This window comes from Burkholderia sp. Ac-20353 (assembly GCF_017104785.1).
Taxonomy (GTDB): domain Bacteria; phylum Pseudomonadota; class Gammaproteobacteria; order Burkholderiales; family Burkholderiaceae; genus Burkholderia.
Genome location: NZ_JAAGPL010000097.1, coordinates 16,364 through 31,401, shown reverse-complemented (window position 1 = coordinate 31,401; position 15,038 = coordinate 16,364). Strand labels below are relative to the sequence as shown.

Annotated in this window: 11 protein-coding genes and 3 tRNA genes; 7 read left to right on the top strand and 7 right to left on the bottom strand. The window is 59.6% G+C overall.

Annotation, left to right across the window (positions count from 1 at the left end):
- Positions 1-751 (top strand): hypothetical protein (locus tag G3N94_RS24775; RefSeq protein ID WP_205795187.1); only part of this gene is annotated, 751 nt, incomplete at its 5' end.
- On the opposite strand, the gene G3N94_RS24770 is transcribed toward G3N94_RS24775, so the two are convergent.
- Positions 732-1,775, bottom strand: a complete 1,044-nt coding sequence (locus tag G3N94_RS24770; protein WP_241022049.1) for a Swt1 family HEPN domain-containing protein — start codon at positions 1,773-1,775, stop codon at positions 732-734. The genes G3N94_RS24775 and G3N94_RS24770 overlap by 20 nt on opposite strands.
- 516 nt (positions 1,776-2,291) lie before the next feature.
- Here G3N94_RS24770 and G3N94_RS24765 point away from each other — a divergent pair.
- Complete coding sequence (locus G3N94_RS24765) at positions 2,292-3,746, top strand: hypothetical protein (protein WP_205795185.1); 1,455 nt, start codon at positions 2,292-2,294, stop codon at positions 3,744-3,746.
- Between the two features lie 326 nt (positions 3,747-4,072).
- Here G3N94_RS24765 and G3N94_RS24760 read toward each other — a convergent pair whose 3' ends face one another.
- Positions 4,073-5,500 carry a hypothetical protein gene (locus G3N94_RS24760; protein WP_205795184.1) on the bottom strand — a complete coding sequence of 476 codons (1,428 nt, stop codon included), beginning with the start codon at positions 5,498-5,500 and terminating at the stop codon, positions 4,073-4,075.
- Positions 5,497-10,350 carry a zeta toxin family protein gene (locus tag G3N94_RS24755; protein ID WP_205795183.1) on the bottom strand — a complete coding sequence of 1,618 codons (4,854 nt, stop codon included), beginning with the start codon at positions 10,348-10,350 and terminating at the stop codon, positions 5,497-5,499. Before G3N94_RS24755 ends, G3N94_RS24760 begins: the two co-directional genes overlap by 4 nt.
- A gap of 1,283 nt (positions 10,351-11,633) precedes the next feature.
- Between G3N94_RS24755 and G3N94_RS24750 the strand changes: the two genes are divergently transcribed.
- The 3 genes from G3N94_RS24750 (at position 11,634) to G3N94_RS43260 (ending at position 12,930) form a co-directional block, all read left to right on the top strand.
- Entirely contained in the window at positions 11,634-11,918 is a 285-nt protein-coding gene (locus tag G3N94_RS24750; RefSeq protein ID WP_205795182.1) for a hypothetical protein, read from the top strand.
- 405 nt (positions 11,919-12,323) lie between these two features.
- Positions 12,324-12,836, top strand: a complete 513-nt coding sequence (locus tag G3N94_RS24745) for an AbiEi antitoxin N-terminal domain-containing protein (RefSeq protein ID WP_346778730.1) — start codon at positions 12,324-12,326, stop codon at positions 12,834-12,836.
- Positions 12,778-12,930, top strand: a complete 153-nt coding sequence (locus tag G3N94_RS43260; RefSeq protein ID WP_346778729.1) for a type IV toxin-antitoxin system AbiEi family antitoxin domain-containing protein — start codon at positions 12,778-12,780, stop codon at positions 12,928-12,930. The genes G3N94_RS24745 and G3N94_RS43260 overlap by 59 nt, the downstream gene beginning before the upstream one ends.
- Before the next feature lie 132 nt (positions 12,931-13,062).
- On the opposite strand, the gene G3N94_RS24740 is transcribed toward G3N94_RS43260, so the two are convergent.
- From G3N94_RS24740 to G3N94_RS24725, 4 genes are all read right to left on the bottom strand, one after another.
- A tRNA-Phe gene (locus G3N94_RS24740) sits at positions 13,063-13,146 on the bottom strand.
- Between the two features lie 5 nt (positions 13,147-13,151).
- Positions 13,152-13,229: transfer RNA gene (locus G3N94_RS24735), tRNA-Ile, on the bottom strand.
- 11 nt (positions 13,230-13,240) lie between these two features.
- Positions 13,241-13,314: transfer RNA gene (locus G3N94_RS24730), tRNA-Gly, on the bottom strand.
- Between the two features lie 147 nt (positions 13,315-13,461).
- Entirely contained in the window at positions 13,462-13,791 is a 330-nt protein-coding gene (locus tag G3N94_RS24725; protein ID WP_205795181.1) for an H-NS histone family protein, read from the bottom strand.
- A 374-nt stretch (positions 13,792-14,165) separates the two neighbouring features.
- Between G3N94_RS24725 and G3N94_RS24720 the strand changes: the two genes are divergently transcribed.
- Positions 14,166-14,441: an HU family DNA-binding protein gene (locus G3N94_RS24720; RefSeq protein WP_205795180.1), complete on the top strand. Its 276-nt coding sequence runs from the start codon at positions 14,166-14,168 to the stop codon at positions 14,439-14,441.
- A gap of 63 nt (positions 14,442-14,504) precedes the next feature.
- The gene (locus tag G3N94_RS24715; protein ID WP_241022048.1) at positions 14,505-14,999 is read left to right on the top strand and encodes a hypothetical protein; all 495 of its coding nucleotides are present in this window, start codon (positions 14,505-14,507) and stop codon (positions 14,997-14,999) included.
- The last annotated feature ends 39 nt before the right edge of the window (positions 15,000-15,038 follow it).

The window sequence follows — 15,038 nt, the reverse complement described above, 5'->3', positions numbered from 1 at the left end:
ATGGACATGGACTTCCCCTCGCGCTGGCGTTGATGAAGGCTCGACACTCCATCATGGCACTTTGATGCCGATTCGCGGCTTCCGCCGCAGCCTCGGGACGGGGAAGTCCCTTTCATTCGATTACCCCATACACGAACTCCTGACGGACCTTGTACAGCGCGCCGGTGTCACGCGCCGGGCTCATCCTGCAACCCGTGGGTCATGCGTCGACGTGGCGAGCGCAAACAATCGCACCTCGAACGACAAGGCCACGTTGACCGCGGCTACCCGCACCGGATCCAATCTGAGCGCTTCACCGGCGGCCACCTCAAGTTTTCGTAAGCCATTTGCTCGACGTGCTGCGAGACGGCTGACCAGTTACCACCTGCATCGAAGGCGTCGGGGCGGACGTCGTAGAATCCCGCTGCGGCGCGCCGTGGGCGAGACATTCCCGGTCGCGGGTGGTCGACGCGGCCAAGGACGGCGTGAACCGGAGTTGATGCCCAAATTTGCCAAGGCGCAGCAGCACGCTCTGGACGACCTGCTCTCGCATTTCACCCCTGTGCAATTGGTAAGGGCGCACAATGCAGCCCTCGATGGTGTACGCTGCGTCGATCATAAATTGGCAAAACACATGGCAACCACAACCGTCTGGGCTTTCGATCTTCCGGGGCACCCCAGCGATCGCCCTGGCTTTCGTCGCGGCGCGAGCGTTACCGGCTCGATGGACCGTTGCCATGCAGAGCGTTCGCTCAGGCAGAAAATAGGCTGAACCCCTCCCACGCGGGATCCATGACAGCCCACGGCGTCCCTGCGTGCACGCGAGGATCCACATTGGCGTAACGCCGAGCCCAAGCGAAGGGATCGTCCTCGCATAGGTGATGGCCGAGATTCGACAACGCTGCGTCGAAACATAGACCTATCACGTCACTGACCTGCTGCTGATCTTCGAGTGCCGAGAACGAGACGTGAAGACTCGACGCCGAATCCGCGCACACCAACATGATGAGGTCCTTGTGGATCGCGATGTCTCGCCAGAATCTCGCGAGATCGAAGGATCGCCCCCCTCTGAAATACCAACGCGCGTGCCAGACATAGCCGGCTCGGCGGCCGAGTTGCGCTTCGTTGGTCGTCCGGTGCTCCGCCCACGGACGAGATGAGAAAGCAAGACTGAAGCTCGTGTCGTACTGCCTTCTCGCATGCTCAATCAGATGTGCAGCGGAATGAGCTTCGTGCACCCAGTCGCGTACGAGGACGTCCGACCAATCCTCATCCGGACGCGATTGGTCATTGAACGAGGACGTTGCACGAAAAGCGCCGCCGTCGAGATCACGCAGCGTCTGCTCTAGACGATCGAGATCGTTGTCATGAGGGCGACGACAGTGGCCAATGCGATTCCGAATCGCCTTGAGCTCCTCGATTCGGCCAGTCCAGATCTTTTGCCCCGGCAGATACGAACCAAACAGCGGCCAATGCTCGAGTGTCAGTTGCAGCAGAGGCCCCGCGTCCAGGTACGCGAGCTGGTCCTGTGCATCGGGCGTTCGCATGTAATGAATCTCGTCGTCCTTTTGTTGGCGACTCGCCGAGCCAGCCGGCAGCTCCACCGCCCAAGCAGCGCCATTCGCGCTACGCAGCTCCACATAGACGAGCGAGCGCAGCCAGGTCTCCAGTTGCCACCATCGGCTGTAGAGCGCCGACGCCGCGGCGGGCATCGCGCCGGCGTTCCAACCTGCCGACAATGCCTGTTGAACCTGAGCGGACAATTTTTGCCAGTCCGAGTCTTCTGATCGCGTCATGCTGCCCCCGATGGTGTGGTCGTTTTGCGTTCCAGGTAGTTTAACCGTGCCGCACACACACCCTGCCACTAACGTCACCACGGGATCCGCCCGCGCGCCGCGGCGTCGAAGCGGCCCGCCCGTTTCGGGGCGGTCCGCGCGTCAGGTTCGCAACTGGCACAAGAACAGGATCAGGCGGGTCGCTTGATGAGCCAGATTGGCCACCGCGGGGAGCGGGCTGATCCCGACGCTCGAATCTTCCCTCTGACGGCGGCTCAGGGTCGAAAGCACGCCTCCAGCTGGCGTAAGACCGATGACGGCTTACGCGATGGCAATAGGCACTCAGATTCCAAGTGCTGGAGGCGCGATGTCGTCGTTGGTTAGGCAAACTCTTGCGAATTTCCAGTTTATACACGATAGTTCCCTTAACTTCGCCAAATACATCTAAGAACGATGGACAAGCGCCGTAAGCGTCAAACTGCCCCTTCACGTCACACCCGACGAGAAGCGCCCCGGTCATTCTCAGGTCGTCGGGACTTGATCGACCCGGAGCTATTCGGGAATGAAGCGGGGGATGATGAAGATCTGGAAATATTAAATAGTTATTTCCTTGATAAGCCGGAATTCGACCGATTTTTTTCTCCAACCACAAGACTTTCATTCGTTCGATCCAGAAAGGGGGTTGGAAAATCAGCGTTACTTAAGCAGACTCTTTATCGTCGGCAAGAAAATGGTGGCGAGGAAATTCTTATATACGTTAAGGCATCTGATTTGATTGCGATGCAAGAAATCAAATCGGATTCCCCCGATGAGTTGTTATATGGCTGGCAGCAACGCATTTGCTCCCAGGTTAACCTTGAGCTTGGTGCATCGTTGCGCGTAGGATTTTCGGATGATTCGATATTGCTGATTGAATCTGCCGAATTGGCAGGTTTTCGCAATCGCAATCTTGTTAGCGCTCTATTCGATCGACTGAAGGTCAAGGGACTTGGCGCCGAAATTGAACGGACGCGACTAAACGTTTCCAATTCACAGGCACTTTTGAAGCGCGTGCTGGATAATCGCGAGGTATCAGTGTGGTTATTCATTGACGACGTCGACGCCACCTTCGTGAACACACCACATGAGAGACTCAAGACAAGTACGTTCTTTAGTGCATGCAGGAATCTAATCAGTTCGGTGAAAGGGCTCTGCATCCGTGCAGCAGTTCGTAGCGATGTGTGGTCAGTCCTCGCTCAGCACGATGAAGCGATGGATAAATGCGAGCAGTATATGCTTGATCTAAACTGGAGCACGGAAGAAACGGGGAAAATAATTGCAAACAAAATACATAGCTTCTTTTGTCGATACTATCCAGACGACACGCGCTACACGAGCATTGATCCACTAAAAGACGGCGATCAAATTCGCAGCATTATATTTAAGGAGCCCTTTAGCTGGGGAGAGCGGACCTTAGCATCATTTCGACCAATACACATTCTTTCGGCGGGTCGCCCCCGATGGGCGGCGCAATTGTGTAAGCTCGCCGGACGTGCGGCGTACAACAATACACAGACTCATATTAGTGTGGGAAATGTCCGTGCGATAATGCGCGACTACGGCGAGTTCAGAATAAGCGATCTCTATAAAGAGCATCGGCACCAATGCCCGCTGCTTCAGGATATTGTAGAATCGTTCAGTGGCGGCCCTCACCGCTTCCGCACAGATGAACTTATCGACCATATTGCAGACAAGATAATTCGCCGCATCGGGGTTCCTCAAATTGATGGCGTGAATCATCAAAAAGGAGCCGTCTCAGTTGCGCATTTTTTATTCAGATGTGGATTCATTGCGGGGCGCGACGAATCCACCGCAAGTGGTCTTGGTTTTGTCAGATACGAGGAGCGGCCGAATCTTCTCTCCACTGATGCAAATCTTGACGACGGCTTAAGCTGGGAGATTCACCCTAGCTATCGCACCGTACTTCGGATTCAGAGCAAACAAGAATTTTGACCTATAGATGCATTCGATTGGCGTTAGAATGTTCGCTGATCACTTATCGGGTCAATACACTGCGTCTAGTCGAAACTCGCCCACGAGGTGTTCGTCGGTATGCGCCACTCCAAACGCATTGACCGACAAAATCGTGGCCGTTACATGCGTTAGCAGAGATTGAATGGCCGTTTGTTGATTGGAGCGTCCATCTGAGTGACTTGGCGTGGCGAACAACGAACAACACGTCGAACGTGCGCCGGATGTCGCGGAACTTGCAGGCTAGACTTTCTCGCACATCCTGCTGGCTTCACGAGCGGCCGCAGTCCTGCCATCGCAACGGCCTGCTAGGTGCCACACGGCAGCGGCGGGCGGGTATTGCCGGGCCAACAATCTGAGACAAAGGTGCAGCCGCGACAACAAAGGCTCGCGTCGATCATGTGTATTTGACAGCGGGGCTCTCTGCGGTCCATGACATCACTGTGGGCGCAGTGGTGAGGCGTTTCGTCGATGAAGAGGGCCCTCGGTATCGACAACACAGGCCTAGAGATCGCGGATGATCCTGCCGCCAGGCGAGCGACATTGCAGACGCTCCATTTATGGAACCTGCATTCCACGTCCGGGCCTGTTTTGACAAAGTGGGTCGCTTGGCCAGTGACGATGATCCAGTTATCGCGCTCTCTGGGATTCGAACGCGCCAGCGGCCGTGTGACCGCCGGTTTGTGCATCGGCTCGCGCGGGAACCCAGGAAAATCGACAATCGGCGCGGGCCGAAGCTCAAGGTCGAGCTGCTCTGCCGTTCGCGCCAATAGCGCCGCGGCGCCGGCAGCAAGCTTGTCGACGTGCGGACCCAGAGAGAGTTCGTCTGTTGTCTCGTCCTTTGTGTACTCGAGCAAAGACTCCTCAGATTCCTCGAGCACAGTCAGGAGCATGTTGTCCGTCCCACGCAGCACCAGCGCGGGATAGACCAATACACGCGGCTTTCGCCCGAAGACAGGCGAACCGCTGGCCTCGTAGCTCACGTGAACCGCCTGAAAACATGCGACGACCAAGTCCTTTGTGAGGTAGTTCAAGACCTGTGTAGGCCGCACGTTGAAGGGCGTCTCGGCGGCGAGAGCCTTCTTTGATATCAGCGAAAACAATTCGCTGGCCTGAGCCTTGAAATTCTGCTTCTGAAAGATCTTGATCTTGACGTCTTCGACGGTGCCCTCGACGAAGGCCTGCACTGGGTCAACGAACACGACGATCCATTGCCCACTTGTGATCACGGCTCTTGGCAGCGTGTGACCATGTCTGTCTCTCAGACCTTTAACGTAGCCGCCCACTTGATTGATGTAGGCATGCCATTGCCCCGCCACCGGAGAGTCTTTTGCCTCCCCACCGCGTCTCCAATGATTGATACCTTCACCCAACAGGGTTGGGGCTTCAAAAGCTACCTTTCTTCGCGGCTCCAGAAACGCCTTGTCCCAAGCTTTGGCCTCAATGAGTAAGGCTGGAGCATTGGTGTCTGCTCTGACGCCAAGATAGTCCATGAACGTGGTCGTCTCGCCCTTGAGACGGGCCTCTTCCGCCATGTCCCCACCCAATCCGAGCGACCAACCAAGCAGTTCTACGAGCTCATCTAGAAAGTGAACGCGAGTCGTGTGTTCGTGAGGATCGCCTGCCTCCGCGCCGGCGAACTCCGGGCGCGCGTCTGCAGCGATCGACGCATCGAAGCGATCGATCAGATTGGCAAATCGTTCGATGAACTCTGCCTCCGTGACTTCGCGAATCACTGAAGCAGCTCCGGCAGGCGATAGAGCAGCTTTCTTGCCGACGGCCACCCTGCTTCCATGAAGATCTCGAGGCAGTCCACGAGCGCCTGGCGCCGTTCTATAGTCTCAAAGATCTCCTTGCTATCCGCTAGGAAGCTGCTTATCAGTCGCACCATCAGCTCGGCGCCCAACGGTTCGTATTGATAGCCGCCCTTCGCGCCGCCCCCTCGAATCGCACGCGCGGTCAGATCGAATGCACGCTCCGGGTCCTGCGGAGCCAGAATCTCCACCAATTGCAGGAGTTGGTAAATGGTGTGCGGCTGTGCTTGATCTGCGATAAGGTCGAGCGTCGACGCTACCTCGCGCAAGTAGATCTCACACCCGGCCTCGTCGATTCCCGTACCGCCGTTGACTCGACCGGTCGCGAAATAGAGCTGCATGGCTGCCTTGTCGATGAGCTCGAGGCAAGCTCTCAACCTCGGCACCTGGTCGTCGGGAACAGCGACGCTCGGGTCATAAGTTGCAAGTGGCCCGCTGGCGGCAACGACGATTCGATGAAGGAGGGCCTGGGCTCGATGCCGAAGCGCACCTTCGTCTGATTGGCCAGGATGCAGGCCGAGCACGACTGCATCGCGGAGCGTGAACAGAATCGTTCCGAGCTGTCCGCTGTGCACAGACGGGTCGTCCAGCCATCTTGACACGACGGCCTCAGCTGAGGCTCTCTGATGGGTCACCGAAAGAATCGCAACGAGGTCAGCTAGAGAGTCCTCAAGATCAGCCTGCTTTGCCGTGCCGCTGTACCGCGCAAGGAGCGCGAGGATCAGTCGTTCGCTTCGGTCGGGTTCGACATGGATGACCATCCGCAGCACATTGACGACGGAGCCTAAGACCGCAAAGTTGGCCTCTCGTTCAAGACGAAGCTCGAGGCGCCGCCAGAAACCAGCCCGATCGAGATCCCACAATCGAATGAGATGCCCGACCGACTGAGACCGCGCCGCAGGATGGCGATCATCTAGAAAACGATCGATATCCTCCGCAAGTCGCGGGTACAGATCGGCCCGCTGCAGGCAAACGTCCAGCACCGCCGTTGCGGCCTCAATGCGAGCGGCAGGCCCGCCCCAGGACTGGGACTGTTCGTACTGAGACTCCGTCTCGTCGGTGACCTCCGGGTTGCCAGAAGTGGCAGCTATCCGAATGAGCGCAAGATAACGATCAGTCGGATCGAAGCCCTCCCTCACAACCAAGCGCTCGCCCTGCGCAAGTCGTTCACATCCCTGGCCGATGACGCCTTCGCCGTGGCTACGCAGCGCTTCGTCCAAGTCAGGAGCCTCTAGGCCACGAACGATTGCCTCGAGCAACTCGAGCGTGCGCGCCGTATCGATTTCGTCGGTCGACGGGCGACCAGGCTTGGCCTCGATGTAGCCCCGGGCCGCCTCTATGGCCTCCATGACAGTGATATTCGACGGTCTATCCCTGTCCAGGTCTTCGATCCAGAAGAAGGGCTCAGACCGACCGAATCCGCTTGTGATGCGAAATGGTCGCTCGTTTCGAAGGCTGCGCTCGACCGACTCTGCTGGCGTGGCCGCAAGATTAGCACGTGCACTCTTGGTGACGAGCTGATCAGGCCCGATGACGCTGAACAGACGCTGGATCAGGTGTTCCCTGGCCGCTTCCGGAGAGGTGTACCCTTCCATTGAGAAGGTCGTCACCGAAGTTTCGAGCGCATCCCGCTCAGCCATGCTGCGCCGCCCATAGCCGAGGGCCACGAGGTCGATCGCATCCTTCTGGGTATCGATATTGGAGAGCCAGGCTTCATCTGCCGCAATCGGCCAAAGCCGGTCGATCAAGCTATCGTTGCGCCGCACTGCCGCAAGAAAGAGCCTTGCCCATGTCAATGCCCATGCCGATGAAGTCGAGATCTGGTCTGCAACCAAGCGAGCATCGGACTCAGGCAACGCAACAAACGCAGGCAGGAACTTCGAGATCAGGGCGTCGCCATCCTGGCCATGCTCGTGATCAGGGTCGTGACTCCAGATGTGACTCAGGTCGGTTTCAAGTCGGAGACTCCGGCCATCGATCGTTCGGGTGACAATTTCGCGCTCTGCTAGCTTGTGCTCCCGTCGAATGTAGTGGTCTACCGATTCCACAAACGCTCGGGTAGCCGCTCGAGGGTGATTCTGCAGAAACGTCGGGAAGAACTCGCACAGCGAGAACAGTGCCATGCCGTAGTCCTGCCTGGAGTTCGACGTCAGAGATAGGATCTGACTTCGACCGCCCATGCTGGTAGTGACATCGTCTTTGACCGTGCCTGCATACGTCCTCGAATACACGGTCGCAGCGAAATCCGGATCGGTGTCGGCCAGTTTGGAAATCTCACGGCACAGCGCCGGAACGTCCTCCCAGTTGTGCGCATCGGCGCGCTCAGGTTCGAAGATTCGTTCCAAGAGCGCTCGAGACTCCGAAGGCGCAGTCGCGTAAGTGGCGACGACATTTGGGATGACTAGCGCGGCATCGATTCTCGACTCAGGATGGTCGAACACGAATCCCAACAGTGCTCTTGCCGCAAGACCGACTGCCTCACCTGCCTGAGACGGACGCGCCGTGTTGATCAAGAGGTAGAGCAGCGTCCTCAATGGGGAAGGGACTCGCTCGACGCTGGCAGCGAGTTCACCGGCGAGCGAGACCCACGGCGTGAGACTCACATTCGGATGGTCTTCTAGGCGCACCGCCAGCGCAGAAACCACGTGCCAAAGTGCCGTAGTCACCATGTCTCGACCGTCGGCGACATGCTTTGCGATGGCATGAGTGTCTGCAGCATTCTCCGGCAGCTCGGCGCTGAGCCTTCCGGCCACGCTGCGCAGGATTGGGTCTCCCTCCGGATTGCCGACCATCCTTTCGACGGCGGTCCAATAGCGCTCGTGATCCGGCTGTGACCCCCAGAGCTCCTGCAGCAAGAAGCCCATCGCCGGCGCAAGCATCAGACCGATTGTCTGAGCTTTCAGGTACTGCACCTCGCCTGAAACGAGCCCATCGACGTCCATAAGAAGTCGCGAGGTGGCATAGTCGAACAGAAGATGGTGACGGAACTGGATAAAGCGCTCGTTCTCGACCTTGGCTAACACGCCCTTGAGAAGAAGTGCATCCAATGCATCGGGCGCCGTGGCAGCGATGACATGCGTCTGGGCCCGCAGCACTCGGCTATCGACCATCGCTTGAACAACGAGGCGCAAGCAGACATCGGCGCGCGACCCCAACGGCGTCACCCGGTGCTCCCAATACAGCCTCAGCAGGCCCGCTTGGTTAGCTAGCTCGCGAAATGCTTCAGCGCCCATTCCGGTGCGGAGCAACTCGCCGATGAGGCGCGTGTTGAAAGGCACAAGCGCAAGTTGCCGAAGCTTCGTTGGCGCGCCATCGAGGGCGATACGGAGTTCCGGCGCTTGGTTCAGTACCTGGTCGAACTCTTCCTCCGACCAAGGAGGCACAAGCAGATGCCTCACCGTTGGGAACGTGGCGTCCCGGTAGTCCGGGTTGGTCGGACGACCTGCGAACAGCTCACGGAATCGGACGCCCATGCGCAGGTCGAACGTCCGTATCGAGGCCACGACTTTCCAGCGTCCCTTCAAGGCGAGAACGCGCTCGATCAGTGTTCGGAACGCGCCCTCTCCCTGTCCACCACGAGTAGCGTCGAGGGCGTCGACGACTAGCCATCCGTCCGATGAGCCGTCCCAGGCCTCGAGCACTTTGACCAGGTCGTGTTCGAGATCCAGTTCGTTCTTCAGTCCAACGAGGTCTTGAACGCTATAGCGGTCGACCGCGAGCTCGACGACGTCGCCATGGCTCCTCAACTCACGGGCCAGCGCGTTGATGACAGCGCTCTTGCCAGCACCGGGCTCGCCAATCAAGAGAAGCGATCCTTCTTGAGCCGCGGCTAAGGCGGCTGCCTGGCATTCCCGGGTGATTCGGATGACGCCCTCGGTCCTCTCGATCTGCTCGTAGGGCCGCAAGTCGGCGGCAATTTGCTCCGAGTGTTCCCTAAGCTTGCGGATATCGTCTTCGAAGCGTGGCGGCGCAGACAGCGGCACTCGTGCATGCATGACGGCTTGCCGCAGTTGAGATAAGTCGCCACCGCTCCGCTCGGTCATCCAGCGCTGGCTGATCTGGGCCAGCGCGGTGATCAAAGGTCGAGCCTGATCCGTCGTCGTCGCCCTTGCCGCTAGCCCCTCCATGACGTTGGCGTACGCGCCAGCCGGGTCAAACGTCATCACCCTCACAAGCTGGGCAACGCTTCGAAGCACGGTCGGACTCCATGGTTCGGCCGTGGTGTTGCTCCAAGCCTCCCGCATGCATGTCTCGAACACCTCCAGTGCCCTTTGCTGGTCTTGCGTCAGCACACCTGGCGATGGCTGCGAGTGAGACCTCAGCGCTGCCGGGAGATCCACACGAATCGAAGCGGGTGCCGTGGGCCCTACTGCCAGCACGAGTCGATCCTTGTTCGGATCGAGGCAGCGATCCCAAAGTTGTTCGCCCTGACCATCGCGGCAGACTAGCCAGTGTCGAATGAACTGCTGGACGGTCTTGGCCAAGCCGCCGTCAGTCCCGGACGAGAGGTTGACGGTCGTCTTGGCCTGCACCGCGATGAACCCGCCTTCCGAGGTTGCCACCAGGATGTCGTCCACAGGTGCCTCGGTCTCAAAGCGAATCCAGACAGGAGCGGCTGCCCCCAATTCCAGTACGTGGTCGACCGGAACTTGGGCAAGCAACTGCAGACCGAAAAGCGCCCCAAGCTGGGCCTGAAACCCAATACCCCCTGCTGCTGCGGCGCCACCACTGGAGATGCCTCGAGAACTGGTCGGATGCTGTGAGGTTGCCAAGTTGACTCGCTTAAGTTGACTTCGGGGTGTGGCCGCCATGATTGTACAAGGTGAACTGCCCCCAGTTGGGTAGACAAGCGGACCCTAGTCTACATAATGTGTCGATCAAACCGGCAGCAGCCTACGCATCAGACATGGCGTTGGAGTTCCGCTACAGCCACAGACTTGGTACGACGGTTTTGCAGCTCGAACAGTCGTTCGAATGGCGGGGACTAAAGGCAGCTACCGCCGCGAAGCTGCAATAAGTCTTAATCGGCTGAACTTCCGCTTCGGGTCATTGTTTGGCTCCCGTTCATGGCGCGAGGTGAAAGAGTGCTACGGGGCACCGGAAAGGAGCTCTGCTACCGTGCCAGCGCTCGCTGCTTGCTTTGCGCCCGTCGCAACACTCGCGTCAGACCATCGCGTCGCTTGCACAGACGAGACATTGCCGACAGAACCCAGCCCGCCCCAAGGTCGGCAATGGCCGACAAGCCGGCGAGCGAAAACTGCTGGTAGGTGACCGCCTTCGGCGCGACGCGGTCATTTGAATGACGGCGCCTCAGCGATCGCGAGCGTCGCTGCGCAGCCGATTCCGGCCCATCCGCATCGCGCAGCGGGCAGCGTCCCGGGCGTCCGCAGTCCGATCGACCCCGCACGTCCGCTCGGCTGGTATCCGGTCCCGTAAAGGCTCACTGACAACCCCGTCGGGACCGAGACGGGCGCGCGCCGGCCGACCCGCTGCGCAGCAGACTGGGCCGATGGCAAAGGCTACCCGCGCCCGGTCTCAATCGATGCGCTCGGATGGCACCGGATCGCGCGACGGCTCGACCAGCCGACCTGCCCGCTTCGCCGCGCGCGCTGGGCGACGAGCGCGGCACGCGGCCGGTGTTGAGAGCGCGCGCGTTTTCCGATCGCCCAGTTTGGCAACGCAATCGAGCTATTGTGATAAGCAGGATTATCTTGCCGTTACGCTCCGCGTGCGAGCGGCGGGCTTTCCCTCCCGATGCCGCATGGGCCCGGTGCGGCCTACCGGTCGAGGCCACCGGGGCGCCGCGCCCCGCCAACCGACGGGGCGGCCACGCACTCGACGGCGTCGTTCCTCTGCAGCACGTCTAGGTCGATCTGCATGCAAAGCCCGGCGTTGCTACCCGGCCTCGCGATGCCGTGCGCGGCGCTTCCCCCTCGACGTGCGCGACGGCCCATCGATCAAAACAGCGAAGTCTGACGCGGATCCCGTGCAGGCGCGCGTTGCGCACAGCTTTCCCGGACCGCGCTGGCCCGTGACGACGTGAAACACGTCGCAGATGCGCGACGAGACTCACGGATTCACCGTCGGCTGTCAGGCGCAAACAAAACTGTTCAATCTCACCCGGGGCGCAGGCGCCGCGCGCGCGCAACGAGAGTCGCAGCGCATGTCGACGGGCGCGGGCGATGAGTTGCCCTCGACTCATACCGGGCAATCGGCGACCATCGACTTCACGGCCGCCGGCAATGTCTCGGGCGCGAGGTCGGGCGGCAACGCAAAGACAATCAATTCGAAGGTGTCCGTCATCCAGGAAATCCACGCGGCACATGTTGCGAAACCTTGACCACACTATGGCATTCCTTCTGAAAACCCATACTGCAATGCCCGTTTCTCGACTTTCGAAATCGAACGGGCCGACGCGCGCGCGACGGGATCGCTGCCTGGTGCGTGGACGCGCACAGTGAATGCTCAGGGCGGCGACTGTCCCCGCGCACGGGTTGAGCCGGTGCGATTGTAATGCGTGCGGCGTCGGGTGCGCGGGAGCCTCGAGCGGCGCTCGGTCAGCCACGCGTCACCGAAACGCGTTGCCGGGCGGTGGTCCACATCGTTCCAGCCCGGGGCAGCACGCCGTTCCATACATTATTCTATTTAAATACAAATAATTCGATAATTCTCACGATAAAATCATGCGATGTCGCCGTCCGGGCGACCGCTCTGAGCCCTGGAAAAATGATGGACGCGTGACGCAATGGCCAGCAAAACACTCCAGCGCCTCATGGAAGGCGCGCCACGTGGACAATCACTCGATCCCCAGGTGCTGCGCGACAGCGGCGTGGGCGCCCAGCAGACCACTAACCTGATCAACGCCGGCTGGCTGCAACGTCTGTCGAAGCGCGCGTATTTGCTGGCAGGGGATACGCCCACACGCGACGGGATTCTGGCTTGCCTGAGCCGGCGGATCGCGGGGTTGCACGTCGGCGGCAAAACGGCCTTGGGCTGGCAAGGCGCGCGGTACCACCCGCAATTGCGCGAACGCGTTGTCCTCTGGGCCGCGCGCCCCTACGTCATGCCCGATTGGGTGGGCGAGCATCTGCGCTATACGTTGCAGACGACCCAGCTGTTCGACGAGCGCCTGTCGGACACCGCCGGTCTGTCAGCCCTCCCCAATCGCGATCCCTCGCTGCTCGTTTCCGAGCCCGAACGTGCTCGACACCCTGCTCTCGCACTGTACGCGCGTGAAAGTGGTCAAGCTCGTGCGTGATCTGGGTCAGGCCTGCGGATTGGCCTGGGGCCAACATCTGCGGCGACATGTCGACCGGCTTGGGGCCGGCAGGCGCTGGACGAGCAGCCGGTAGGACGCCCCCCGACTCAACCTGAAAGCCTGACGAGCGCCCGATACGGGCCGATACGTTGATGCGATTCGCCTTGTGGAACCTACCCCGTCGGCATCGCCGATTAAAAAGCCGAAGGCTCTCGGGGGCGCAGGCTGGTGCCGAAGCCGGAATCGAACCGGCACGCCTTGCGGCGGGGGATTTTTAGTCCCCGGCGTCTACCAATTTCACCATCCGGGCGCGTGTGGTGGGCCTGGCCGGACTTGAACCGGCGACCAACCGGTTATGAGCCGGCTGCTACTGACCAACTGAGCTACAGGCCCTCGCAAAGTAATGGAGCGGATGAAGGGAATCGAACCCTCGTCGTAAGCTTGGAAGGCTTCTGCTCTACCATTGAGCTACACCCGCGCGGCATGCATTCTCGCACAATTAAGGACGCCAACAGGATACTGGTTGACGTCGACTGGCCTCGGGGCGTATTGGCCGAACACAGCGACAGCGGCTTGGCCCAATCCTAGCAATCGAATTCGCTGTACACGCAAAGACTGGTCGAGCCTATTCAGTGTTCCCCGGCCACCAGGGCTTCGCAGCCGGGCGAATCAGATAGTCATCCAGATTTTTGCCAGCCAGCCACTTCGGGCACGCGCCGCGCCCCGTCCACGATTTGCCCGATGACGGATCGTAGTATTTGGCCGGCAGCTTCTTGGGCTTGTCCTTCACAAAGCCGGCCGCACGGAGCAATTCCACCTCCGTGATGCCGTACTCCTTCACCTGCTCCCGGATCGTGCCGAGGACGGCCGCCTTTTCTTTTTGCCGGGCCTCGTCAAGGAGTAAATTGAGGTGGCCGAGTTGCTGGTGCAGCGATTGAATTTTACTGGTCGTCATGAATAATCTGTTCATCGATACCGCGCGCGCAAAGCATGTCGGTCGCGGCACATTTTCGAAGCCGGTTCGGCCACGGCGAATCATGATGGCGCCATTGCGGAACAACTCGCCGCCAATATCCCGGCACGCATTACATTCGTCAGCAGTAACTACCCTTCCTCGCTGCCCAGTCAGATCGCAGCGTAGTGGCATCATCGGACAGGGTGCGCGCTTCGCCTGACACCTGTCCCGTATAACGCCACGATTCTCCCCTGGTTGACCTCGATTTCGATTGTTACAGGTGCAACAAAGAGGCAGAAGTTGCGTTCTCCACGGTAGATGTTATAGGGTAATGGCCAATCCGCCTTTAGCGGACATGACAGAGGAATCCACGAATGAACAAGCAAGAACTTATCGACGCCGTTTCGGCTGCCACGGGTGATAGCAAAGCCAGCACGGGCGCCGCCATTGATGCCATTCTCGAGGCCGTGACGCATGCCGTCACGCGCGGTGATACGGTGCAATTGATCGGTTTTGGCTCCTTCTCCACCGGCGCCCGCGCTGAGCGGACCGGCCGCAATCCGGCTACTGGGGAAGCCATCACGATCGCTGCCGCAAAAACGGTCAAGTTTACCGCCGGCAAAGCGTTCAAGGACGCCGTGAACACCTGATCGGTATTGCGACAACCGACTCACCCCGCGAGAAGTTTCTCCAGCAGGTCGATGTAACGCAAGATGAGTTCCAAGAAAAGCCGCGGACGGTCCGCCGCGCCCCGACGTACCCTAACCAAAACCATGTTGTTGCCGTTGGACAAAACGTCGGTGCAGAGACAGTCCTTGTCCCATCATCTTGCGCTGGCGGCCTGTCGGGACGGCCACGGGAACGCGTATCTTTTCAACGAGCTGATACGCACCACGTATATCGCGTGGTTCCTGCAGCAGGCTGGCTACGGAGACGAACCCGTTGAACGCTACAAGGCAGTCGAGCATGCGGTCGAGGCCACGCACCTGCGCGCGGATGAATCGAATGAATGGATTCTCGCCGAGGACGCCGTGTCGGCATTCGAACAACTGCTCGTGCTGCATGATTGGCAACTGAATGTCGCGCCACGTTACAAGGTGATTGACGCCGAGCAGCAGCTGAAGCGATTCCTTGCCGGAACGGCGTCGTCTCCGATTCCCGAGCCCTGTCAGGGCGGCACCGTGGCCACCCGTCTAAGCAATACCTAGACCATCTCCGATGTCGCATGCAGGATGGCTCACGAAGCG

Excerpts from the sequence above, each read along its gene's own strand:
- G3N94_RS24720 (WP_205795180.1), top strand. The coding sequence starts at position 14,166 with ATGAACAAGCAAGAACTTATCGACGCCGTTTCGGCTGCCACGGGTGAT.
- G3N94_RS24745 (WP_346778730.1), top strand. The coding sequence starts at position 12,324 with ATGGCCAGCAAAACACTCCAGCGCCTCATGGAAGGCGCGCCACGTGGA.
- G3N94_RS24750 (WP_205795182.1), top strand. The coding sequence starts at position 11,634 with ATGCGCGACGAGACTCACGGATTCACCGTCGGCTGTCAGGCGCAAACA.
- G3N94_RS24725 (WP_205795181.1), bottom strand. The coding sequence starts at position 13,791 with ATGACGACCAGTAAAATTCAATCGCTGCACCAGCAACTCGGCCACCTC.
- G3N94_RS24770 (WP_241022049.1), bottom strand. The coding sequence starts at position 1,775 with ATGACGCGATCAGAAGACTCGGACTGGCAAAAATTGTCCGCTCAGGTT.
- G3N94_RS24715 (WP_241022048.1), top strand. The coding sequence starts at position 14,505 with ATGAGTTCCAAGAAAAGCCGCGGACGGTCCGCCGCGCCCCGACGTACC.